The following is a 24156-nucleotide window of genomic DNA, read 5'->3' as shown; positions in this document are numbered from 1 at the left end:
TGAGGGGTGGAGTCAAGATCGCAGCCGGAGAAAAACTCTCGCTCGCAGTCGGAAGAAGATTCCATAGGATCTGGTTCGAAGGAGATTTTCAGTGGCAGCTCAAAATGCTTTGTGGACGGGCGTTTATCCTGCCGCGACGACCCAGTTTTCCGAGGACGGGTCAATCGATCTCGATGCGACCCAGCGCGTGCTGACCGCGCTGGTCGATGACGGAGTCGACGGATTGATCCTGCTCGGCACCTGCGGCGAGAACAACTCGCTCGACTCCGACGAGAAGCTCACCGTGCTGCGCGCCGGCGTCGAAGCGGTCGGCGGCCGGGTGCCGCTGGTCGCGGGCGTCTCGGAGTTCACCACCCGCCGCGCCGCCGCCTATGCGAAAGAAGCCGAAGCGATCGGTCTCGACGCGCTGATGGTGCTGCCCGCGATGGTCTATGTGCCGACCGGCGCCGAACTGGCCACGCACTTCCGCACCGTTGCGGAGGCCACGGCACTGCCGATCATGCTCTACAACAATCCGCCCGCCTATCGGGTGGGCGTGGATTTCGCGACGCTCGACGCGCTTGAATCGGTGCAGAACATCGTTGCGGTCAAGGAAAGTGCGCCTGATACGCGCCGCTTTACCGATCTGCTCAACCGCTATGGCGACCGCTATTCGGTGATGGCCGGCCTCGACGATGTCGCGCTGGAAGGGCTGATGCTTGGCGCATCGGGCTGGGTGTCCGGCCTCACCAGCGCGTTCCCGCAGGAATCGGTCGCGCTGGTCGCCGCCTTCTATCGCGGCGATATCGAGGAGGCGCTCAAGATCTACCGCTGGTTCATGCCGCTGCTGCACCTCGACGCCGAGCATGACCTGGTCCAGTCGATCAAGCTTGCCGAGGAGATCATGGGCCGCGGATCGGAACGGGTGCGCCTGCCGCGCCTGCCGCTAGCGGGCGAGCGCCGCGCCGAGGTCGTCGCGATGGTCGAGGAAGCCGCGCGCACCCGGCCCGTACTCAGGGAGGCCATGGCAGCCTGATGCGCCACAGTTTCTTCTGCATCGACGGCCATACCGCCGGCAACCCCGTCCGCCTGGTGGCGGGCGGGGCGCCGCTGCTGCGCGGTTCGTCCATGGCGGAGCGGCGGCAGGATTTCCTCGCACGCTTCGACTGGATCCGCACCGGCCTGTGCTTCGAGCCGCGCGGGCACGACATGATGTCGGGCGGCTTCCTTTATCCGCCCTGCGGCGATGCGGATGCGGCGATCCTGTTCATCGAGACCAGCGGATGCCTGCCGATGTGCGGCCATGGTACGATCGGAATGATCACCTTCGGGCTGGAAAACGGCCTGATCCAGCCGCGCGAGCCGGGGCGGCTGACGGTGGAGGTGCCCGCCGGGACGATCGAGATCGCCTATGAGCAACAGGGCGGCCGGGTGCGTTCGGTCAAGATCCGCAACGTCCCTGCCTATGTCGCGCAGCGCGGCATCGAAATCGACGTGCCGGGCTTCGGACCGCTGACCGTCGACGTCTCCTATGGCGGTAATTTCTATGCGATCATCGAGCCGCAGGGCAGCTATACCGGGCTGGACGATCTCGGCGCGGCGCGGATCATCGAATTGAGCCGCGTCATCCGCGCGATGGTGCGCGAGATCTACGAGCCCGTGCACCCGGGGGACTCGAGCATCCGCGGCGTCAGCCATGTGCTGTGGGCGGACAAGCCGAAGGGCGAGGGTGCCGACGGGCGCAACGCCGTGTTCTACGGTGAGCGCGCGATCGACCGAAGCCCCTGCGGCACCGGCACCTCGGCGCGGCTGGCGCATCTCGTCGCGACGGGCCGACTGGCCGTGGGCGACCGGTTCGTCCACGAAAGCTATATCGGCAGCCGCTTTATCGGCCGGATCGAGGCGGCGGCGAAGGTTGGCGATATCGACGGGATCGTGCCGTCGATCGAAGGGGCCGCCATCGCAACGGGCTACAACACGATCTGGATCGACCGCGAGGATCCGTTCTGGGCCGGGTTCACGGTCGTTTGAACGGGTCGCCCGCCACGGCGATCGTGATCGGCAACGGCGTCGTGGGCCTCGCCAGTGCAATCGCATTGCAGCGGCGTGGCATACGGACGACGATCGTTGCGCCCGACGAAAAGTGGCGCGGCGCATCCTGGGGGAATGCGGGGCATATCGCGACCGAGCAGGTCGAGCCGCTCGCCTCGCCCGCTGCAGTTCGCAGCTTCCACAAGCGCCTGTTCATCCTTGGTGGCGCGCTGGCGCTGCCGCCCGGCGCTGTGGCGACCTGGCTGCCCTTCGCGCTGAAGCTGCTCCGCGCGAGCACGCCGATGCGGTTCGCGCATGGAAAAAAGGCGCTCGGCGCGGCGCTCGCCCGCGCCCTGCCCGCCTGGGAGCGGCTGGTTGCCGATGCGGGCCAGCCCGGCCTGTTGCGCATCGACGGGCATCTGTTGCTGTGGGAAAGCGCAGCCAGTGCGGAGGCGGGGCGAACGCACTGGCGATCGACGGATATCGGCACCGCGCGGCTCGAAGACGTGCCGGCGGACGAACTCGCCGAATTACAGCGCCTGATCCGCCCCCGGATCATGGGAGCGCTGCGCTTTCGCGACACCGGCCAGATCACCGATCCGGCAGCGCTGGGCGAGGCGCTCCATGCCCGCTTCCATGCCTTGGGCGGCGAGCGGCGCATGGGCCGCGCCGTGCGGGTGTCGGGGCATGCGGACGCACAGGTCGCGCTCGACGATGGCGGCGAGCTGATCGCGGACCTGGCGCTGGTCTCCGCGGGGGCGGCCTCCGCCGCGCTGCTGACGCCGCTGGGCGTTTCCGCTCCGCTGATCTCCGAGCGCGGCTATCATATCGAGAGCGCCGCCGCCGAATGGCCGGCCGGCATGCCACCGGTCGTGTTCGAGGACCGCTCGATGATCGTCACCCGCTTCGCGCATGGCTTGCGCGCCGCAAGTTTTGTCGAGTTCGCGCGCGGCGATTATCCGCCCGACCGCCGCAAATGGGCACGGCTGCGCGCGCATGCGGGGGCGCTGGGACTCGGCCTGGGCGATGGCGCGCGCGAATGGATGGGCGCGCGCCCCACCTTGCCCGATTATCTTCCGGCGATCGGCCGCCTCCGCGGCCGACCCGCGATCGCCTATGCGTTCGGCCATCAGCATCTGGGCCTGACCCTGGCGGCGATCACCGGCGAGGCCGTGGGCGCGATGATCGGCAACGAATCCGTCCCGTTCGATCTGTCGCCCTTTGACCTGACCCGCTTCGGGTAAGTGCCCTCGCAAGGAACAATTATATGGTATACGGCTCAAAATATGAACGGCCTCATCATTCGTAATCTCTCCGACCAGCTCGTCGATCTCGTCCGCGACCGGATATTGAACGGCTCGGTTCCATCCGAGCAGCCGATCCGGCAGGACGCGCTCGCCGCCGAACTGGGCGTCAGCAAGATCCCGCTGCGCGAGGCGTTGACCCGGCTCGAGCAGGAAGGGCTGGTCCGCAACCAGATCAACCGCGGCTATTTCGTCCGCGCGCTCGATGCAACGGAGGCGGAGGAGGTCTATGCGCTGCGCCTGAAGCTGGAGCCCGACACCGTCGCGCTGGCCGCAAAGCGGGCGACCGACGAAGACCGTCAGCACGCGATCGCGACCCATGCTGCGCTCGACACTGTGACCAATGCCCATGGCGATGGCGTCGGCGCGTTCAACCGCGCGTTCCACCTCGCGCTGATCCGTCCCTCGGGCCAGGCGATCACCACCATCCTGCTCGAACGGCTGCATGTGCTGAGCGAGCGCTATGTGCGCAAGCATCTCGAACCGCTGGGCCGCGACGAGCGCGCCAACAGCGAACATGACGAGATACTGAAGCTGTGGCTGGCCCGCGACAAGGCGGTTGCGAAGCTGATGCACGCACACATCAAGAAGACGGTCATCGACCTGCGCGGACAGCTTTCCCAGCGGGCCAAGGGCTGATTCGCCGTGAATGGCCGGCAATTTCAGATGCCTGCAGTTTCGACTTGTCGTATTTCGTATTTCGTATACGGTTTAACGGGAGTCATGGCGCCTGAGCGCCATGGTCTATCGGACAAGGGGAGCGTCGCGTGGCAGGACATTGGCTGGGGCCGCGCAAGCCGATTGAGACCGCCGGCGGCGGTGCGAACGGACTGCGCAAGACGCTGAGCTGGCCGCATCTGGTCGGCCTCGGCGTCGGCGCGATCGTGGGCACCGGCATCTACACGCTCACCGGCGTCGGCGCGGAGCGCGCGGGACCGGCGGTGATCCTGGCCTTCGCCGTGGCGGGCATCGTGTGCGCCTGCGCCGCGCTCGCCTATGCCGAGATGGCGACGCTGATGCCGACATCGGGCGGCGCTTACACCTATACCTATTCCGTCCTTGGCGAGACGCTGGCCTGGACCGTGGGCTGGAGCCTGATCCTCGAATATTCGCTTGCCTGCTCGACCGTCGCGGTCGGCTGGTCGGGCTATCTCGTCGGCTGGATGCAGTCGCTGGGGTTGTACCTCCCGCCCGAAATTCTGGCAGGCCCGCATGCCGGGGGCATCGTCAATCTGCCCGCGGTGCTGGTGGCGCTGGCGATCGCCGGCATGCTGATCGCCGGCACGCGCGAGAGCGCGACCTTCAATATCATCCTGGTGGGGATCAAGCTCACCGCGCTGACCGCGTTCGTCGTCCTGGCCATGCCCGCGTTCGATGCGGATAAATTCACCCCCTTCATGCCCTATGGCTTCGGAAGCGAAATGATCGATGGCAAGACCCGCGGCGTGATGGCGGCTGCGGCGATCGTGTTCTTCGCCTTTTACGGGTTCGACGCGGTGGCGACCTCTGCCGAGGAAGCGCGCAATCCGGGGCGCGATCTGACCATTGGAATCCTTGGATCGATGGCGGTCTGCACGCTGATCTACATGTTCGTCGCGGTCAGCGCGATCGGCGCGGTGAACTATCTCGACCTGGGCGCGTCGGCAGAGCCGCTGGCGTTCGTGCTGCGCTCGCTGGAGCATCCCTTCGCCGCCTGGGCGATCGGGCTGGCGGCGCTGATCGCCCTGCCTTCGGTGATCCTCGTCATGATGTATGGCCAGAGCCGCATCTTCTTCGTGATGGCGCGCGACGGGCTGCTGCCACGCTTTCTCAGCCGCGTGTCGCCGCGCTCGGGCGCGCCGACCACGATCACTGCCGTGACCGGCGTGTTCGTGGCCGTGGTGGCAGGCTTCTTCCGGCTCGACGAGATCGCCGAACTCGCCAATGCCGGCACGCTCATCGCGTTCATCGCGGTTGCCGTCTGCATGATGGTGCTCCGCCGCCGCGCGCCCGATCTGCAACGTGTGTTCCGCTGCCCGCAGCCCTATCTGATCGGCACGCTCGCGACTTTGGGCTGCATCTATCTGCTGATCAGCCTGCCCACCCACACGCTGACGCGCTTTGCGATGTGGAACCTGGCCGGCATCGCCTTTTATCTGCTGTACAGCCGCACACGCAGCGCACTCAGAACGAAGGACAGCAGCCCCGCGTGACGCGGACCCGTGCGCAAGACATGCGCCGTTCGATCATACTGTCCGATTGCGCGCTGGCACTGGCGGCGTCGCAATCGGCGTCGGCCGAATGGATCAATCGCTATCCCCGCGTCTCCTCCCTGCCGCTTCAGGTGTCTCTGGAAGGCTGCAACCTTCCGACTTTTGCCACCTCACCCACTGACCCCGCGCCCTCGCCCGATGGCAAGACCGTGGCGTTTGCTGCGCGCGGCTGGCTGTGAATCATAGACATCTCCACGCGCGGAAGCTCCCGGCGGTTCGCGCCCTTAGCCGACGACGTCGGAAATGATGCGCAGCCAGTTGCCGCCCAATATCTTCTGAATATCGGCGGTCTTGTAGCCGCGCTTCATCAGGCCGGCGGTGGCGAAGTGCCACTTCTTCGCGTCGTTCATGCCTTCGGTGCCAAAGGGGAAGCGGAAGCGATAGCTCGACTTGAAGTGCGGCTCGCCATAGGCCTTGAGGAATTCGTCCTTCATCTTGGGATCGGTCTCCCAGCCGCGGACCAGCGTATCCGTCCCGAAGCCGACATGATCGATGCCGACCAGCTTCACCAGATGATCGACATGGTCGAGCCAGTGCTCGGCGGTCACCGGGAATTCGCGCTTCACCATGGTGTTCACCGTGGTCAGCCCCATCACGCCGCCCTTCTTGGCGAGCGCCAGGATGATCTCGTCGGACTTGGTGCGCGGATGCTCGTTGAGGGCGCCGGCGTTGGAGTGCGAGATGATCGGCGGGCGCTTCGAAAAGGTGATGGCGTCCATGGTGGTCTGCGGCCCCGAATGCGAGGAATCGACCAGAATGCCGACCTCGTTCATCCGGTGCACCGCAGCGATGCCGAAATCGCTGAGGCCCGCGTTGGTGCGCTCAGTCGATCCGTCGCCGAGCAGGTTGCGCTCGTTATAGGTGACCTGCATCGCGCGGATGCCGAGGCCATGGAACATGTTGATGTTATCCAACTCGCCATCGATCGGCGCGTTCTGGAAATTGAACATGACCGAGGTCTTGCCCTCCGCCTTGGCGCGGCGGATGTCGGCGGCCGAGCGCGCCGGGGCAAGGAACGCGCTGTTCTCCTTGATGAACTTGTCCCACGCGACACAGTCGGCCACGCCGTTTTCCAGCGTGAAGCCGTTCATCATATAGCTGCCGCGCGGGTTTTCCGGACGGCGCACGCCGAGCGTGGTGCTCATCGTGGTCAGGCCGCTCTGCTTGATCTGCGCAAGGCCTTCGGCGTCGCGCATCTCGTCGCACAACATATCGATGATCATCGATTCCCGATAGAGAGCCTCGGCGTCCTTCAGCAGTGGCTTGATGTCGGAGAGATTGCCCAGCACTGGCGCCGCCCATGCGAGCGCCGCCATTGCTCCGCCCGCCTGCATGAGTTCGCGCCTGTTCACCGTCATGATGTGCCCTTCTATCCAGGATTTTCCCTTTCCCATTTTATGAGTGACCGCGCGCACATGAGGCAAGGCAGTAAAGCTGGGGCCAAGCTTTAGCCCTTCTGGTGCTTGGTCGATGAAGCGTGGACCGAAAGAGATAGACCATCTCATTCATCGCACCAATATTACTGGGCTGGCTTTGACCAGCCGGATTTGTCAGGGCGCTGGCAAGCAAGGCTGGAGGACGAGATGGACGGACGCTTTCTGATCGCGGGCGAGCGGATCGCCACGGACCAGACATTTCAGGGGCAAGACCCCTCGATGGGCGCGGCGATCGAAGGTGACTTTCACATCAGCGGCCCCGGCGACGTAGATCGCGCCTGCGCCGCCGCGGATGCCGCATTCGATGCGTTCCGCGAAACCACACCCCAAGCGCGCGCCGATTTCCTCGAAGCCATCGCCTCGCACATCGAGGCGATCGGCGAACCGCTGATCGAGCGGACCATGCAGGAAACCGGCCTGCCCCGTGCGCGGCTGGAGGGCGAGCGCGGCCGCACCGTTGGGCAGCTTCGCCTGTTCGCGGAGGTGCTGCGCGCCGGGCGCTGGGCGGGCGTGGTGATCGACAGCCCCCAGCCTGCGCGCCAGCCGTTGCCGCGCGGCGACCTGCGGCAGCGCCGCATCGCGGTCGGCCCGGTGGCGGTGTTCGGCGCGTCCAACTTCCCGCTCGCCTTCTCGGTGGCGGGTGGGGACACCGCGGCGGCGCTGGCGGCGGGCTGCCCCGTGGTGGTCAAGGCGCATCCCGCGCATCCGGGCGCGTCGCTGCTGGTGGCCGGGGCGATCGACGCAGCGGTGGCCGCATGCGGCTTGCCGCGCGGGGTCTTCTCTATCGTGCAGGGGCCGGACAATGATCTCGGCGCGGCTCTGGTGCGGCATCCGGCGATCAAGGCGGTGGGCTTCACCGGATCGCGCGCCGGCGGTCTCGCGCTGGTCGCCATCGCACAGGCGCGGCCCGAGCCGATTCCGGTCTATGCCGAGATGTCCAGCGTCAATCCTGTGATCCTGATGCCCGGCGCGCTGGCCGAGCGCGCCGAGGCGCTGGGCGCGGCGTTCGTCGGATCGCTGACCATGGGCTCGGGGCAGTTCTGCACCAATCCGGGGCTTGTGTTCGGGATCGAGGGCGCGGACCTTGACCGCTTCGTCGCGGCGGCATCGGCGGCGCTGGCGGAGACGCAGCCGCAGGTGATGCTCACCGCGGTCATCCACGCAGCTTATGAGGAAGGCGTCGAGACGCTGAAGGCCGGGGCCGATCTGGCCGCACGCGGTGCCGCTCCGGAGGGCTGCAACCGTGGCCAGGCGGCTTTGTTCACCATCGACGCCGACGCGGTCATCGCCAATCCGGAACTGGCCCATGAAGTGTTCGGCGCGGCCTCGCTCGTGGTTCGTGCACGCGATCTCGAGGAGATCGCAGCGGTACTGCGCGCGTTGGAGGGGCAACTCACCGCGACGATCCAACTGGGCGAAGGCGACGCCGAACTGGCCCGCCCGCTGCTCCCGATCCTGGAGCGCAAGGCCGGCCGCATCCTCGCCAATGGCTGGCCGACCGGGGTGGAGGTGACCCACGCCATGGTCCATGGCGGCCCATTCCCCGCCACGTCCGATCCGCGCAGCACCTCGGTGGGCAGCGCCGCGATCGAGCGTTTCCTGCGCCCTGTCTGCTACCAGGATCTGCCGGCCGCGCTGCTCCCGGAGGCGATCCGCAACGGCAATCCGCTCGGGCTACCGCGACTGGTGGACGGCGAACTCACTCCCTGATCACCAGCGGCTTTCCGATCGCATTGGTCGGGATCTCGGCGTCCAAGAAGGGATAACGGTTGTGGGAGAAGGTGCGGGTTAGTATTGACATGAGTGGATGGCCCCTGCTCCGCAAGGGACAAATTGAGTTGATAGTGGGATCTGACAGGGTGTGGTCATCTGTTCGGCCTGCTTGTGCAGCTACTGATGACTGCTGGCTCTGATGCTGCCCGCTGGTGTTGTCAAAGCAATGGGGTTTGGTTGCTTTCAAGCGAGCCTCTTCCTCGTTTGACCCGCAATACCGAGGTAAACGGCTGTCTATCCGGGAACGAGCCGAACGGAATAGCGAGACGGACAGCCGTCTCAACATAGCCTGCCCCGTAGATCTGACAATGCCTTTTTGTACGTTTGCCGATCTACGAGATGCCGCTCCAGGTTGAAATGATTATGCACGTTCGCGTGAACCGAGGCGAATTTCTGCAGGTTCTTCATCCTTCGAAACCTGAGCATGGCTCGCTCACGCCTTCGCAAGGGTAAGTGACTGCATTCTATCACATTGTTCGCGTGCCTGCCGATCCGCTGCTTCTGACGGTTACCGAGCTCGTCCATGGCAGCGCCATATGATCTGAGCCCGTCCGTTACGATCTCCATCGGAGAGCCATGACGTTTCAGCGTCTTCCTCATGAATGTCAGAGCGGCAGCTTTGTCGCGGGTTCTGGTAACGTAGCTTTCCAGGACCTCGCCTTCGTGATCGACGGCGCGCCAGAGATACATCATCTCGCCGTTGATCTTGACGTACATTTCATCGAGGTGCCATTTCCAGTGGCGGAAGCCGCGCATCCGGTTCACGCGCTGGCGACGGATATCGCGAGCGAACATCGGACCGAACCGGATCCACCAGAATCGAACCGTTTCGTGACAAACGTCGATGCCGCGCTCGAACAGCAGATCTTCCACGTTCCGCAGCGACAACGGGAATCTGACGAACATTAGAACGACCAGCCGGATCACCTCGGGCGACGAGTTGAAACCGCGAAACGGACTGGGCGGCTTCGCCCTGGATTTGCGTACCATTCCGCGTCGTTAGCGGCACGCATCATCAAGTGTCACGCAGATCTGACAGAGCCGGCTCGGCTTATGTCTGTCCCTCTTCAGGGCAATATCACAGTTGGTCCCAGAATGAGCAATTGCGATCGACGTCGTGGGGCCTGGACTGGATGCGAACCGCCGGCGTGGCCAGGATCAGCACATTGTCGCTTACCGCATCGTAGCGTGTCCACCGTACTCTTTCCTGTGTTGATCCGGGCGTTCCGTTCCGGGCGAAGTGAGTCCAGAGCCGCCGCATCTTCGCCGCCAGTTTCAGCTGCGACGAGGACAGCGGATGATATGTTCCCGCCGCGCCACGGAATCCCGGGAACAGATATTGCAGTTCGCTGGTATGCGCGGCGCCATAGGGGAAGCTGACCTTCGGATTGAATTGCGGCGCGTTCCGGTCAGCGAATTCGAATGCATAGGCAGGAACATGGGCCGACATCGACCTGAGCATCCTCTTGACCGGGCAGACGAAGCCGGAATCGGTCTTCATCGCCGACGCGGCAAGGCTGGGTGAAGCATGGGCCGCCATGTAGAGTTTCATGGCTCTCGCCTGAAGGGCGGCATTGTGCCCCGTGCGCGTCCCGGCGATCTCCCGGACGTCATCCACCGACAAGGGGCGACCCGCCTTCAACTCCGCGATGCCGGTCTGCCAGGTCGTCTCGTCGCGATTCCATCCGACCATGACGGGAACCCGATGGATGCGCCCGGCCTCGACTGCGCTTTGCGGTGATTCAGGTAGATCGGAGCCGCCGAGTATGGGAACGACACTCGACGACCCTTGCGCGCGAAGCAGCGCCTTGATGCTCAACGCCCGCAGGCAGGCCGCGTCCTCGACGCCGCAACCGGCATTTGCCGCAAATGTGCGGCCGCTGCGTTCGGCCGCCTCGCGCGCGATGCCGGTGTTTTCATAGTTCAGGCTCTGCATGATCGCGCGACGGAAAAGGCCGGTCGCCTGTGGCGAGGCCAGGAGCGCGGCGATGCTCCGCGCTCCGGCGGACTCACCGAAAACGGTCACATTCTCCGGATCACCGCCGAACGCCGCGATGTTGCGCTGAACCCATCGCAGCGCGGCGATCTGATCGAGCATTCCGTAATTGGGCGAGGCGTTGTCCTTGCCCAGGCCCGGATTGGCGAAATAGCCGAGTACACCCAGGCGATAGTTGAAGGAAACGACCACGACGCCCTCTGCTGCCAGTGCGCTGGCGTCGTAATCGGCGCTGGAACCCGCCTTGAGGCCGCCGCCGTGTATCCAGACCATCACGGGAAGCCTGCGACGTAACCGCGCCGGCGCGAAGACGTTTAGCGAGAGGCAGTCCTCCTGTTGACTCGGTCTCGCGAACAGGCCGAAGTTGTCCGCCTGCGGGCAGATATCTCCGAACCGATCGGCCCGCAGCGGCTTGTCCCACCGCTGGACCGGCTGTGGCGGTTGCCAGCGCAAAGGCCCGATCGGCGGGGCAGCGAACGGGATGCCGAGGAATTGCCGCTGGCCGCCGCGTATGAGGCCGACCAACGGGCCGGACTCGATCGCGGCGACAGGCGCGGCGTCGCCGGCGGCGGGCGCGTCCGCCGGGTGGAGCGCGGCCGTCATCGCCAGCAACCCGATCAGAAGATGGATGGGCCTCGGCTTCCTGATCATGATCCTGCCGGGGATTACCCCTCCTTCTCCCATGCCGTCGTTCCCACCAGCGCGGAGACGTCAACGGCATATATCTGCCGCTCGCCTTCGTGGACGGAGTCGATGTAGACCGTATCGCCGGCGCGGCTCCAGCGCGGATGCAGGTCGCAGCGATTGATCTTGCCGAGCGCCGGGTCGGTGTAGAAGCGGCCGATGTCGAAACGCCGGCGGGTTTGCGTGTCGTACAGGATCAACAACCGATGATCGTCGTCGTCGGGATAGGTGTCCGACAGGATCCAGCGACGATCGGGCGAGTAGGTCATGTGGCCGTTCTCGGTCAGGCACTCTGCGCCGATGATCTCCACTTGCCCGGTCCTGTCGGCATAGAGGTGATAATGCGCCCGGTGATCGTGCGGCCCCCAGATGAGCACATGATCGTCGTCCCGCCATGTGGGGTGTGAAAGCTGGTAGATCGCCTTCTCATAGTCGAAGATTCCCGATGGCGGGGCTCCGGGCGGCGGCAATGGATGGTCTCCGCATTCCAGCAGCTGCAAATCGCTGCCGTCGGGATTCGCGGTGAACAGCCGATGGAGCCAGCGCGTCTCGTCCTCGAAACATTCGGTCCAGCGGTGGAGAAGCAGGAAGCGCCCTGATGCCGGTGCGATTTCCAGATGGGTGACCCAGTGGAATGCCCGCGACATCGAAGCGACGGGGTCGAATTCGCGTAACTGGCGCAAGGAGATGATTAGGTCGTGCGCGCCGGTCGCCATGTCCATGCGGAAGATTCCGTCGTCGGCCGGCGCCAGGTCCAGTGGTGCGCGAGTGCTATGCGGGAAATAGCCGATCGTGGGGTGCGCGCGTTGCAGCCGATCATAGCTGATGCACAAAGCGTAGCCGCCATCGGGCGCCACGACATAGATCGGGAGAGGAAGCTCGCGCCGCTCCCCGTTCGCGATGTCGAGTACTGTGGCGGCGAAATCGGGATAGACCGCCCCATCTGCAAAGCCGCGTGTGTTGAAGACGACGCTGGAGGGCGTGTTCTCCAGCCACTGCAGCTGACATCCCATCTGGAAATTCCAGGTGGTCGTCTCGCCAAGCGTCCGAAATGCACCGCCTTGTGCCATGTCGAACACGCCGATCTGGGCAGCCGCCAGTCGCCCGAGATCGCTTTGCATCGCATCGACCCGGTTGGCCAGGATCAGGCGGCCGTCGCGGCTGTCCAGCGGCTTGTTGTAATAGCCGAAGAAATGATGGGCCGAACCATCGCCAAGCCGGGTCACCGGGCATTCGAACCAGGTGGAGGTCGGCGGTGGCAGGTCGATAACTGGCGTGATCGCCATGATGATGGTCCTTACTTTGATCAGGATGGTATGAAGTGATGATCGCGTTATTCGGCGTTGCTAGGATGTCTGACGGACCGGTGTTTTCCGCCCGCGATCTCGCGCAGCAGGACGTCCCAGAACAGCAATTCCCTGAAGAAGCTGTCCAGCGATACGTGTTCGTCGATTCCGTGCTTCAGCGCCTCGTCCCCGGCGTCGATCATCAAGCTGCCGACGCCATAGGTGTGAATGCCCTGCGCTCGGTAATATCGCGCGTCGCTGCCGCCCGAGAACATTTGCGGAAGGATGACCGCGTCGGGATAGTTTGCGCGGACCGCGCGCGTCACCGCTGCGGTCAGGTCGGGCCGTGCCGGAGAGATCGGGCCGACCCCGCGGGCCTGATCGATCGAGACCGTCACGCCCGATCGACCGATGGTCCCGCGTATCATTTCTTCCACATCCCCCGCGGATGCTCCGGGAAGCAGGCGACAATGGACGGTCAGCACGGCGTTCTGCGGCAGCGCGTTGCGCGCGTTGCCGCCCGCGATCATCGTCGGGACGCAGGTCGTGGACAGGATATACGCATGTTCCGGATATTTTTCCGCGATCCCGCGGGCTTCCTTGTCCCCTGGATCGGCGAGAAGCGCGCGGAAGGCCTCCGCCATCTCGCCTTTGCCGCCGGCCAGATCGCGCGCCATCGCAGTGGACACCGCGTTGAACGCGACGGGAAACCGGAGGCTCTGGATCGCCTTGATCGCGTCGGCGATGTCGTAGAGCGCATTGTCGGTGCGCGGCATGGAACTGTGTCCGCCCGCATTGCGGGCTTCCAGCTTGAAGCTGACGGAAGACTTTTCCGCGACGCTGATGAAGGCTCGGGGCGCCTTGCCGTTCTGAGCCGCCTCGCCAGTTCCGGTGTCGGCGTTCAGGGCATATTCGACCTCCTTGATCCACGGATGCTGCAACATGGCCTGGGTCGTGCGGCTGCCCGATTCCTCGTCCCCGGACAGGGCGAGGATAAGGTCCCGGTCAGGCGTCCATCCTGCTCGCTTCAGTCGGATGAAGGTGGTGACCAGCAGCGCGACCTGGCCCTTGTTGTCCAGCGTGCCTCGCCCATAGACATGTCCGTCCTTTTCGGTGGAACGAAACGGATCGACCGTCCAGTTATCGGAAACTGCGCCGACAACGTCGATATGGCCGAGCAGCATGACCGGTTTTTGCCCGGTCGCGCGTCCCCGATAGCGAACGAACAGGCCGGTCAGCGGCTCGCCTTCGCCATCGACGGATATGGTCGTGATATCCGCGTCGGTAAATCCGGCGGCACGCAGACGTGCCGTAATCGCCGCCGCCACGTCGGGCCCCTTGCCTTGGCCGCGGACGCTCTGGATCGCCAGCAATTCGTCCAGCACGGCGCGCGCCGTCTCGCGGTCTCCGGCGGTGATGCGCCCGTCGCGCGCCGCCGCGCCGCCGGGGATCATGGCTCCCGCCAGGGCGAGCGCCAACGCTGCGTGGCGCAGCATCGTCGGGTGCCCCCACCTCATCGCGGCACTCTCGCCGCAGCAAGCGCCGCCACGCGATCGAGCACCGAATCCGTTGCGCCGAACCAGTCCGAAAGGGCCGGCTCCATGGCGATATCCGGCTGGATGCCGACGGTGTCGTAGCGTTCGCCGGTCTTCTGGAACGAGGCCATCGTCGAAATGTTGATCTGAAGGCCGCTGTTGGGCAGCTTTGTCTTCTCGCCCTGGCCGCTTCGCCCCATCGTCGGTGTGCCGACCAGGGTGACGTTCGGCCATCCCTTGAATGCGGATGTGAAGATGTCGCCGGCGCTGCCCAGTCCCCAATCGATCAGCAGATAGACGGGCCGCGTGTAATAGGGCTTTTTCGCATCGGCGCGCAGCGTCATGAAATACCAGTCGGTGAACTTGCCTGCCGGTGGCTGCCAGGCCGGACGAAAGCTGACGGCAAAGGCGCGGTAGGCATCGGCCTCGTCCTTCGGATTGGTCGGGTCGAGGACGTAGAGCAGCCTTTTGTCCGGACTGTCGAATATCTTGAGCGGATCGAAACCGGCGCCGTCATCCGGGATGCGGACTTTCGCCACGTTGAAGACATAGGGCGGGGCGCCCGGCGCGATGAAATAGGGGAAGAGCGCGTTCAGCACCTCGCGCTTGCCGCCGCCGGACTGGCGCGCGTCGATAATGAGAGCCCGCGTCCCGCGAAGCCACGCCATCTCGGCGTCGACGCCTGCTACGAAGCGGGTCGCCTCCGGGCCGGTGTGCGCGGGAACACGCAGGTAGCCGATATTGCCGGCCAGCACCCGGCTCGGCGCGTCGAGGTGAAACGGCTTGGGCCAGGCGGGGCGCTCGGAGAGCACGGGCAGGTGCATCGTCATGCTGCGGTCGCCGTCCTCGGAGACCAGCTCGACGGTGATTGCCGGAGCCATGGGCAGGCCGAGTTCGGTCCGCATGTAATTGATGTTTTCCATCACGCGATAGGCTCGGCCGAATCGTGCCGAGGCCGAGCTGAGCGGTCCCTGCCCGATATCGCCCGCCGCGCGCATCCAGTCCTCGATCAATGTGCCGTCGATCGATCGCACGAACGGGAAATCGGGATTGATCAGCCCTGCAGGGGCCGAAGCGTAGAGGAAATAGCGCGTGTCGATCTTGCCGACGCGGAAGGGTGCGAAGCCCTGCGGCACGCGCGCGTCCCAATCGACCACCTGGGCATGGTCGTCCCCGAACAGGCGCAGTAGCTTGTTGATCTGCGTCGACAGCCCGTTGACCGAAACCCTCAATGGCAGTTGTTGCTGCATCCTTGCGATCGCGGCGTCGAGCGGAAAGGTCGTTGCCCAGATATAGGAGCTCGTCGACCGGATGACGCGGCGTACAGCCTCCAGGTCTTCCACCCCCTGCGCACGGGTCAGGAAGCGATCGGTATCGGTCCGGCCGATGTCGTTGCGATGAAGGTCCCGCACGTCGAACGCTGGCGGGGAAACCGCTTGCGCCGAAGCGGACGCCGTCATCGGCGCGATCGCGCCGACAGGTATCAGCGCGATGCCGATGGAGACGGCGACACGCAATATGGATCCAACCCGGCAATAATCCACGCCAGCCTCCTCCAACATTTCCGAATGACGGCGTCGCTTCAGGACAGGCCGCGCCGGAACAGTTCGGTGCGATAGAATTCGCGTGCCCGTGCGATATGCGAGCGTGCGGCAGCGGCGGCGGCGGCGGCATCGCCCGCGCGCATCGCGTCCAGCAAGGAATCATGTTCGCTCACGATCAGCGACGATCGACCCTCCAGCGAGCGGACGCACTGGCGATAGCGCTCAAGCCTGACCATCAGCTGCTCGAGCAGTCCGGCCGCCACCGCATTACCCGAGAGCGCACGCATGCGCCCATGGAAATCCAGGCCGACTCCCAGCAGGACGCCCGTATCGCCGACGGTGGCGAGCGCGCTCATCTGGGTATTGATCGACTCCAGCCGGGACAGGCTGATCTCGCCTGCGATCAACCGCTCCGTCACCTGTCGCGCGATCAGCCCCTCGAGTTCCTCACGCGTGCTCGACAATTGTATCATGTCCGCGGTTGATAGCGGCGGGATCTCGATCGAGCGGCTGCGTTCCCGCCGGATCAGGCCTATGCTGTGCGCACGGTTGACCGCCTCGCGCAGCGGCGTGCGGCTGACGCCGAACACCGCGGCCAGCTCGGATTCCGTGATCAGGCAGCCATCGATACGCGCCGGATGAGCGATCCAGTCGGTCAGGCGCTTCATCAAGGGCACCGACTGGTCCTTCAGTTCATCCTCGAGGATCATTGTTCTCTCCCAGGCTTTCAATGGCTTATGATTTTCGACAAGAAGCGCTGCGCGCGTTCGGAGCATCGCGGCGGCGAACCAAAAAACGCGTCGCGCGGGCAATCATCGACGATCTGCCCGGCATCCATGAAGACCACCCGATCCGCCACGGCGCGCGCGAAGCCCATCTCGTGTGTGACGCACATCATCGTCATGCCCTCCGTCGCCAGCTCAGTCATAACGTCGAGCACCTCGTTGACCATTTCGGGGTCGAGCGCGGAGGTCGGCTCGTCGAACAACATGCAGGCCGGATCCATGCACAAGGCGCGGGCAATGGCGACGCGCTGCTGCTGGCCGCCGGACAATTGGCCGGGGAACTTGTCTCCGAACCGTTCCAGTCCGACCCGCTCCAGATAGCCGGCGGCGCGTTCGCGCGCATCATCCGGCGTGCGCCTCAGGACCTTGACCTGGGCGAACTCCAGATTGCGTAGCACCGACATATGCGGAAACAGCTCGAAATGCTGAAACACCATGCCGACGCGCGCGCGTATCGCGGGGAGGGCGGAGGCCGGAGCCGGGATCGAGAAATCGCCGATCGCGATCCGCCCCTCTTGGATCGGCTCCAGCGCGTTGACACACTTGATCAGCGTCGATTTGCCCGAGCCCGATGGCCCGCATACCACGACCACTTCGCCCGCCGCGACACTCAGGCTACAATCGTGCAGCACCTGCGTCGCGCCATACCATTTCGAAACATGCTGGATGTCGATCATGCCGGGGCCTTTCTCGCCGTCCAGCGCTCGACGAGCTTCGACGCGGCAAGGCACATGACGAAGTAGACGGCGCCGGCAAACAGATACAATTCGATCAGGCGGCTGTCGCGCTGGCCGATCTTGGTCGCCGCGCCGAGAAAGTCGCTTACGCTGATGACATAGACCAGCGACGTGTCCTGAAAGATGATGATCGCCTTGGTGAGGATAAGAGGCGTCATCGCGCGCAATGCCTGGGGCAGGATGATATGGCGCATCGCCTGCGCGCGCGTCATTCCCAGCGCGAGCGCCGCCGCTGTCTGCCCGCGCCCCACGCTGAGGATTCCGGCGCGGATGACCTCGCTGAAATAGGCCGCTTCGAAAGCGACATAGGCGATGAACGCCGAATAGAGCGGGCCGATCGGCGTGTAGCTGCCGCGAATTGCCTCCAGCACCATGGGCACGAGCAGGTAGAACCAGAATATCGCTAGGACGAGCGGTATCGAGCGGAAGGTCGTGACATAGGCGGAGGCGAAACCCGCGACGGCGCGATTGGCGGACAGGCGCATCAGCGCGAGCGCGACGCCCAGCGCGAGCCCGCCGACAAGCGATACGAGCAACAGGCTCAGCGACAACCCCATCCCTTGCCACAGAAAGGGCAGGGCGTCGCCGATCACGCTCCAGTCGAGATCATGGCTCATCGCGCGCCGCCCCCGGCATGAACGGGAATGGCGAGCCGGATTTCCAACCGCCGCATCAGCCAAGACACGGTTTGCGCGATCGCGAAATACAGCAGCGTCGCAAGGATGAACGCCTCGAAGATGTGACCGGTGAACTCGCCGATCTGGCGGCTCTGCGCTGTGAGTTCCAGCAGGCCGATCGTGAGCGCGACCGCGGAATTCTTGAACACGTTGAGGAACTCGGATGTCAGGGGAGGCAGGATGATGCGGAACGCCAGCGGCAGCGTGATGTAACGATAGACTTGCGGCCGGGAGAGTCCGAGCGCCAACCCGGCCGAAAACTGGCTCCGAGGCTGCGCTTCGATGCCGGCGCGCACCTGCTCGCAGATACGGGCGGCGGTGAACAGCCCGAGGCACAGGGTCGCGGTGGCGAACTGGACCAGGACGGGATGGGCTTTGTTGAGCGCGTCCTGCATCGAAGCCGGCAGGAATACCGGTGCGATATAATACCAGAAGAAGAGCTGTACGAGCAGCGGGATGTTCCGGAACACCTCGACATAGGCGGTGATGACCGCGCGGACGAGGCGCGAAGGCACCGTGCGCCCGATTCCCAGCGCGACACCGAGCGCGAGCGCGATCATCCAGGCGAACAGCGAGATGCCGATCGTAAGTGCCAGCCCGGACGCGACCCAGCCGATATAGCGGCCCTCGCCGGTGAAGGTCGCCGCCAGGAATATCCCCCAGTTCCAGTCATAGTTCACCGGCGGTCTCCTCGACGAGACATGATGTCGATGGCGGCCCCGATCATTGCAGCGGCCTGTCATTGGGTGCGGCGAACAGCGCGGCGAGCTCGCTCGAGAACGGGACGCCCAGATCGACGCCGCGCGGCGGTATCGGTGACTGGAACCAGCGGGCGTAGAGCCGCCGCATCGCGCCCGATCGCATCATCCCGCTGATCGTCCGGTCGGCCAGCGCCTTGAATGCCGGGTCCCGCTGACGCAATCCGCAACCATAGGCCTCCTCTGTGAGCGGTTCGCCCACGACATGCCAGTCGCCGGGATATTTGGCCTTCGACAATTCGCCATACAGGATGGCGTCGTCGCTCATGAAGGCGACCGCCTTGCCGAATTCGAGCGCGACGAAGGCATCGCCGTGATCGCGCGCGGCGATCACCCTTATGCCCAGTTGCCGCGCCGCGTTGAATTTGCGCAGGGCGATCTCGGATGTCGTTCCTGCCGACACGACTACGTTGTGATCGCGCAGGTCGGCGATGGAGGCGATCCCGCTTGTCCGGCTCACCAGGAAGCGCGTGCCTGACATAAAATAATTGGTGCTGAAGGCGATCTGTCTTCCACGGCTGCGGTTGTTGGTGGTCGTGCCGCATTCCAGGTCGATCGTGCCGTTCAGCAGCAGCGGAATACGCGTCTGCGACGTCACCGGCACCAGACGGATACGCAGGTTCGGCATTCCCAGTTCGCGTCCGACTTCGCGCGCGATCGCCAGCGAGATGTCATGGGCATAGCCCACGACCTGCTGGCGATTGTCGAAATAGGAGAAGGGAATGCTGTTCTCGCGATGGCCCAGTGCGATCTCCCCGGTGCGGCGGATGCGCTCGAGCGTAGGTTCGCTGGCCGGTCGGGTAACGTCGTCGTCGACCCGGCCGCATCCGGGCAGCGACGCCGCGCATGCAAGCGCGAGGGCAAGCTGCGCGAACGCGCTGGTTCGCGCCTTCCCATTCGCCTTTATGCCCTGCGCCAACTGCCCGCTCCTTGCGCCGCGCCTGCCGTCCGGATCAGAACTGCACCTGGACGCCGCCCGTTACAGTCCTGCCCTGAAGGCCGTAGATCGCATTGGTGTTGTAGATGCGGTTGCTGACGGAGCCTATGGGGAGGAACGGGCGCTTCGCGTCGAACAGGTCGCGTGCCGTCACGAAGAGCTTCCATTTCTTGCCCCACATTTCCGGCGAGTAGCTGAGATTGAGGTCGTGGCGCCAGAAGGGGGCGATGTTGAGGACCAGCGGGTTGGTGACCCCGTTCGCCTTGAAGAAGGCCTTGGCGATGTTGCTGTCGACGGTGCGCCCGATCACGTTCGATGACCAGGAAATGCCGAAATCGCTGTACTTCCAGTCAATCGCGAAGCGCGCCTTGAACTTGGGATCGTTATACTGGCCCAGCGTGATCGTCGTCTCGGGCCCGTTGACGCCCTGGACCACCTGGCTTCCCTTCAGTCGCCGTGTCCCATTGACGCTGAGGGTGAAGTCGCCCGGCAGGCGCTCGCGATCGCCGAAGCCGTAGCCGAGCGCGAAGTCTAGGCCCGCGGCGCGCAGTCGTCCCAGATTCTCGGTCGGATTGAGGATGCGTGTGATCTGCCCGGCCGCATCGCGCGTGATGAGACCGCAGAAGCGATTGGTCGCCGCGCTGGCACCGCTGTTGTAGCATTGGCTGAGGATCACCTCATTGCCCAGTTCGGCGATCGCGTCGCGGATCTTGATATCGTAATAGTCGACACTCGCGCGCAGGCGTCGGAAGGGCTGGACGACGACGCCGAGCGTCAGCGTATTGGCGGTCTCGTGCTTCAGGTTCAGGTTGCCGCTGCTCGGCCCGTTGATGGTCGTCGTTTCCTGGGTGAATACTCCGCTCGAGGCGATCGCCGCGGCGACGCCGGGGTTCGAGCGGCAGATCGTCGCAAAGCCGCCGGTGGTTGCCGCCGTAACGCCGCTGCACGGATCGAACACCGTATCCGCATCGGCCATCGCCGGCGCGTTCAGTTCGGTCAGGTCGGGCGCACGCGACGCGCGGCTGAATTCGCCGCGGAAGCGAACTCCCTTCACCGGTGACCACTGCCCGCCTGCGCGGAAGCTGAGCACCGTGCCGACCTTGGCGATGCTGTAGTCCGAGATCCGCAGCGCGCCATCGATGGTAAGTTCCTCAAACAGCGGTCTATCCGCGAGCAGCGGGACCGACAGCTCGGCAAAGGCCTCCTTCACGTCGGTCTGCCCGCGATATTGGGGGATGGCCGAGATCGATGTCAGGCCGGCGGCGTTGATCGCATCGACCACGCTGCGCATCTTGTCGCGGCGCAACTCGAAGCCGACCACCGTCTGCACATCGCCTGCCGGCAGTGCGAAAGGCGAGCCCGAGACATAGCCCGAGAGAGATTGCTGCTCGTTGCGATAATCCCAGATGCCGTTGGCGCGGATATAGTCGGCAGCCGCCTTCGAGATCGATCCGACGCCGAAGATGTTGAGCGGGACGCAGCCCGCGCCGCGAGCCTCAGCGCTGCGGCAGCGCAGCGCGCCGTCAGGCCCCACCTCGACGTCGAGCGCATTGGCTACATTCGGCAGGTTCAGCCCGTTTCCGCGAAATTGATGCCCGGTTGCGATGCCTAGCGAATAGCCTAGGTTCCACTTCCACTTGCTGCCGAAGGTCCCGTCCGCGACAAGTGCGAAGCGATAGGTGTCGCGCTGAAAGTCGCGCGTGCGGTAACCGACCTCCGTCGCGCGCCGCTGGTACGACACGCCGGATGACGGCGCGGCCGCCGCGATGACCGCCGGTACCAGCGGATTGGTCCGCGCCAGCGGGGTCAGCCGGAACTGGTCGAGCAGACCATAGGTCGTCGTGCTGGTCAGGGAATCCGGATCGCGCAGCGCGTGGGTCGTCACCCAAGAGCCGAGAAACTGTCCGGACAGGCGGAAGGCGGGCGAGAATTCGTAGACGGCCTTCGCCCCGACGCTGTAGTCGACCCGGCGTGTGATGAGCGAATAATCGGGCCGCGCTTCATATCCGTTGACCGATGCCACATAACCGTCGTGCAGTCCGGTTTCGTCATAATAGAACCGGTTCAGGAACCTCCCGCCCGGGATCGAGGTGGACAGGTTGGGCCGGATCAGCGTGTTTGTCGGGCGATCGAATGAGACGGACTCCAGCGCATAGTCGCGCTCCGCCGCCATCAGACCGAAATCCTCGGCATAGGTGCCACCGATCATCAGCGACAGGCGGTCATCGTCGAGCATCGTTCCGGCCAGCGCGGAAACCTCCAGCGTCTCCGCTCCCCCTTGTGTTGCCGTGCCCCCGACGACGCGGGCCCGCACGCCTTCGAACTTGTTCAGAGTGATGATGTTGACGACGCCGGAGATCGCGTCCGAGCCGTAGATCGCGGAAGCGCCGCCGGTCATCACCTCGACGCGATCGACGAAGAATTCAGGGACCGTCGACAGGCTGACGACGTTGCCGGTGCCGGAGTTCGACACCGTGCGACGACCGTCGATCAGCGTCAGCGTGCGGTTGGAGCCCAGTGCTCGCAGGCTGATCGTGCTGAGACCGCTGTCTGTGATCGCTGTCTGTCCGGTTCCCAGGCTAGCCGTCAGGTCGACGCCCGGCAGGTCGGCGAGCGCCTCGGCAAGATCGGGGGCGCCGCGCTCCAGCAGCGTGTCGCGCGCCAGCTCCATGACGGGGGTGGGGGAGTCGAAGCTGCTGCGCTGGATGCGACTGCCGGTGACGACGATATCCGTCGCCTGCCGCGAGGTTTCATCAGTGTCCTGCGCGGCGGGCGCATTCTGCGCCACCGCAGGTGCAGCAAGCGTCAGCACCATCGCAGTCGATGTGCAGAGCGCGATCCGAGAACCGACATGTCCGAAAATCCGCATTATGCCCTCCCTTATTTTCGCGACTCGGAATACTTGTATACAAGTATGTTGTCAACGGTTGGGGAGTTGGCATCTGCGATGACTCTCCAGAATGATCGATGCGATGCGATGCTGGCGAGCCGTGGTAAGTGGCCCCTGAATTAGAACATCAACTGAGAATTAGCGTGAGCTGTCGAGGCACGAATCGACGATCTCTCAGCCTTGCTGTGCAAGGCGAAGGCGCCTGATCCTGAGGCGCGATAGTCCGCTGACTGATTGATGCTGACGGCGTTGCCCCGATAGCTGAGCCAAGCACTGAGTAGCCCCTAGATTTCTGGACGCCTTCGATTCTAATTTTGAGGGCAGGAGGCAACGATGGGGAAGGCTAATTTCAGCGATGAGTTCAAGCGTGATGCGGTGGCCCAGATCACCGAGCGGGGGTACCCGGTAGCGGAAGTTTTGCAGCGCCTCGGCGTCAGCCCGCATTCGCTGTATGCCTGGAAGCGTCAGCTGGCGAAGGTAGCGTCTGGCGATGCCGGTAAGGATGCAGAGATCCGCCAGCTGAAGCGCGAGCTGGCCAGGGTGACCGAGGAGCGCGACATCCTAAAAAAAGCCACCGCGTATTTCGCCAGGGATGCAAAGTGAGATACGCGTTCGTTGCCGAGCATCGCGACCAGTTCAGGGTTCGGTCGATGTGTCGGTGCCTGCGCATCCAGCCCAGTGGTTACTATGCCTGGCAGAAGAGCCCGCTGAGCTGGCGGGCTCAGGAAGATGCTTGGCAGACCGAGTTGATCCGGCAAGCCTGGAGCGACAGCGGCAAGGTCTATGGCTACCGCAAGCTGCATGACGACCTGCTGGATCAGGGCGAGGCTTGCTGCCCGAACCGCGTGGCCCGGTTGACCAGGCTGGCGGGCATCAGGGCGCAGATCGGCTACAAGCGGCGGCCGGGCAGCTATGGCGGCAAGCCGTCCCTGGCGATCGACAACACTGTGGATCGCCAGTTCAACGTAGCGGCGCCCGACCGGGCTTGGGTGACAGACATCACCTACATCCGCACCTTGGAAGGCTTTGCCTATCTGGCTGTCGTAATCGACCTGTATTCCCGCCGCGTGGTGGGTTGGTCGATGCAGAGCCGGCAGACCACCGATGTGGTGCTGCAGGCTCTGCACATGGCGGTATGGCGGCGCAAACCGAAGCACCGGGTGCTGATCCACTCGGATCAGGGCTCGCAGTTCACCAGCATGGACTGGGCGGCTTTCATCCGGGCTCACAATCTCGAGCAAGGGCTACGATGTCGATGCTATCCGCGCAGACCTCGCAAAACGGAACATCAATCCCGTCGTTCCCGGTCGATCAAACCGCCGGGTGAAGATCGAGCACGACCGGACCCTCTACAAACAACGCAACCGCATCGAACGCATGTTCGGCCATCTCAAGATCAATCGCGCCATCGCCACCCGCTATGACCAACTCGCGAACAGCTTCCTTGGCATGGTCCAAGTCGCCACCGCCAGATACTGGCTCAAATTTGTCCACGCCGCCTAGGTGTTCAGTCCCGGCATTTGGTGGATCGGATTGACGATGAAGCGGTCTG

General features: G+C 64.5%; 20 protein-coding genes and 1 pseudogene. 9 read left to right on the top strand and 12 right to left on the bottom strand.

Going from position 1 to position 24156, the window contains the following annotated elements; translation table 11 throughout:
- Positions 1-91 precede the first annotated feature (91 nt).
- From ACODTA_RS23835 to ACODTA_RS23810, 6 genes are all read left to right on the top strand, one after another.
- A complete protein-coding gene (locus ACODTA_RS23835; protein WP_489069322.1) occupies positions 92-1015 on the top strand; it encodes a dihydrodipicolinate synthase family protein in 924 nt (307 codons plus the stop codon).
- Entirely contained in the window at positions 1015-2010 is a 996-nt protein-coding gene (locus tag ACODTA_RS23830; RefSeq protein ID WP_489069320.1) for a 4-hydroxyproline epimerase, read from the top strand. Before ACODTA_RS23835 ends, ACODTA_RS23830 begins: the two co-directional genes overlap by 1 nt.
- Complete coding sequence (locus ACODTA_RS23825) at positions 2007-3254, top strand: NAD(P)/FAD-dependent oxidoreductase (RefSeq protein ID WP_489069318.1); 1248 nt, start codon at positions 2007-2009, stop codon at positions 3252-3254. The genes ACODTA_RS23830 and ACODTA_RS23825 overlap by 4 nt, the downstream gene beginning before the upstream one ends.
- A gap of 42 nt (positions 3255-3296) precedes the next feature.
- Positions 3297-3953 (top strand): GntR family transcriptional regulator, encoded by a 657-nt coding sequence (locus ACODTA_RS23820; RefSeq protein ID WP_489069316.1) that lies wholly within the window; start codon positions 3297-3299, stop codon positions 3951-3953.
- Between the two features lie 128 nt (positions 3954-4081).
- Complete coding sequence (locus ACODTA_RS23815; protein WP_489069314.1) at positions 4082-5506, top strand: amino acid permease; 1425 nt, start codon at positions 4082-4084, stop codon at positions 5504-5506.
- Entirely contained in the window at positions 5503-5745 is a 243-nt protein-coding gene (locus ACODTA_RS23810; RefSeq protein ID WP_489069312.1) for a hypothetical protein, read from the top strand. The genes ACODTA_RS23815 and ACODTA_RS23810 overlap by 4 nt, the downstream gene beginning before the upstream one ends.
- A gap of 45 nt (positions 5746-5790) precedes the next feature.
- Here the strand turns inward: ACODTA_RS23810 and ACODTA_RS23805 are convergent, their stop codons facing one another.
- Positions 5791-6924, bottom strand: a complete 1134-nt coding sequence (locus tag ACODTA_RS23805) for a dipeptidase (protein ID WP_489069310.1) — start codon at positions 6922-6924, stop codon at positions 5791-5793.
- 225 nt (positions 6925-7149) lie between these two features.
- Between ACODTA_RS23805 and ACODTA_RS23800 the strand changes: the two genes are divergently transcribed.
- Positions 7150-8712 (top strand): aldehyde dehydrogenase (NADP(+)), encoded by a 1563-nt coding sequence (locus ACODTA_RS23800; protein ID WP_489069308.1) that lies wholly within the window; start codon positions 7150-7152, stop codon positions 8710-8712.
- 342 nt (positions 8713-9054) lie between these two features.
- Here ACODTA_RS23800 and ACODTA_RS23795 read toward each other — a convergent pair whose 3' ends face one another.
- The 11 genes from ACODTA_RS23795 to ACODTA_RS23745 form a co-directional block, all read right to left on the bottom strand.
- Positions 9055-9765 carry an IS6 family transposase gene (locus tag ACODTA_RS23795; protein ID WP_489069306.1) on the bottom strand — a complete coding sequence of 237 codons (711 nt, stop codon included), beginning with the start codon at positions 9763-9765 and terminating at the stop codon, positions 9055-9057.
- Positions 9766-9853: 88 nt separating this feature from the next.
- The gene (locus ACODTA_RS23790) at positions 9854-11422 is read right to left on the bottom strand and encodes a carboxylesterase/lipase family protein (RefSeq protein ID WP_489069304.1); all 1569 of its coding nucleotides are present in this window, start codon (positions 11420-11422) and stop codon (positions 9854-9856) included.
- A 14-nt stretch (positions 11423-11436) separates the two neighbouring features.
- Positions 11437-12741: a hypothetical protein gene (locus tag ACODTA_RS23785; RefSeq protein WP_489069302.1), complete on the bottom strand. Its 1305-nt coding sequence runs from the start codon at positions 12739-12741 to the stop codon at positions 11437-11439.
- A gap of 47 nt (positions 12742-12788) precedes the next feature.
- Complete coding sequence (locus ACODTA_RS23780; protein ID WP_489069300.1) at positions 12789-14258, bottom strand: M20/M25/M40 family metallo-hydrolase; 1470 nt, start codon at positions 14256-14258, stop codon at positions 12789-12791.
- A complete protein-coding gene (locus ACODTA_RS23775) occupies positions 14255-15820 on the bottom strand; it encodes a S41 family peptidase (RefSeq protein ID WP_489069298.1) in 1566 nt (521 codons plus the stop codon). The genes ACODTA_RS23780 and ACODTA_RS23775 overlap by 4 nt, the downstream gene beginning before the upstream one ends.
- A gap of 38 nt (positions 15821-15858) precedes the next feature.
- On the bottom strand, positions 15859-16530 hold the full coding sequence (locus ACODTA_RS23770) for a GntR family transcriptional regulator (protein ID WP_489069296.1): 672 nt from the start codon (positions 16528-16530) through the stop codon (positions 15859-15861).
- Between the two features lie 17 nt (positions 16531-16547).
- A complete protein-coding gene (locus ACODTA_RS23765) occupies positions 16548-17282 on the bottom strand; it encodes an amino acid ABC transporter ATP-binding protein (protein ID WP_489069294.1) in 735 nt (244 codons plus the stop codon).
- On the bottom strand, positions 17279-17959 hold the full coding sequence (locus ACODTA_RS23760) for an ABC transporter permease subunit (RefSeq protein ID WP_489069292.1): 681 nt from the start codon (positions 17957-17959) through the stop codon (positions 17279-17281). Before ACODTA_RS23760 ends, ACODTA_RS23765 begins: the two co-directional genes overlap by 4 nt.
- The gene (locus ACODTA_RS23755) at positions 17956-18699 is read right to left on the bottom strand and encodes an amino acid ABC transporter permease (protein ID WP_489069290.1); all 744 of its coding nucleotides are present in this window, start codon (positions 18697-18699) and stop codon (positions 17956-17958) included. The genes ACODTA_RS23760 and ACODTA_RS23755 overlap by 4 nt, the downstream gene beginning before the upstream one ends.
- A gap of 43 nt (positions 18700-18742) precedes the next feature.
- Positions 18743-19696, bottom strand: coding sequence for a transporter substrate-binding domain-containing protein (locus ACODTA_RS23750; protein WP_489069288.1), 954 nt, complete (start codon positions 19694-19696; stop codon positions 18743-18745).
- Between the two features lie 34 nt (positions 19697-19730).
- Positions 19731-22583: a TonB-dependent receptor plug domain-containing protein gene (locus ACODTA_RS23745; protein ID WP_489069286.1), complete on the bottom strand. Its 2853-nt coding sequence runs from the start codon at positions 22581-22583 to the stop codon at positions 19731-19733.
- Positions 22584-22937: 354 nt separating this feature from the next.
- Here ACODTA_RS23745 and ACODTA_RS23740 point away from each other — a divergent pair.
- Positions 22938-23860 (top strand): annotated as a pseudogene (locus tag ACODTA_RS23740) (IS3 family transposase); the annotation flags it as partial.
- The gene (locus tag ACODTA_RS23735) at positions 23781-24107 is read left to right on the top strand and encodes a transposase (RefSeq protein WP_489069473.1); all 327 of its coding nucleotides are present in this window, start codon (positions 23781-23783) and stop codon (positions 24105-24107) included. The pseudogene ACODTA_RS23740 and the gene ACODTA_RS23735, both read left to right, overlap by 80 nt.
- Positions 24108-24156: the final 49 nt, after the last annotated feature.

The organism is Sphingomonas sp. FG14, from assembly GCF_057809675.1.
This window is presented reverse-complemented; position numbering and strand designations above follow the sequence as displayed.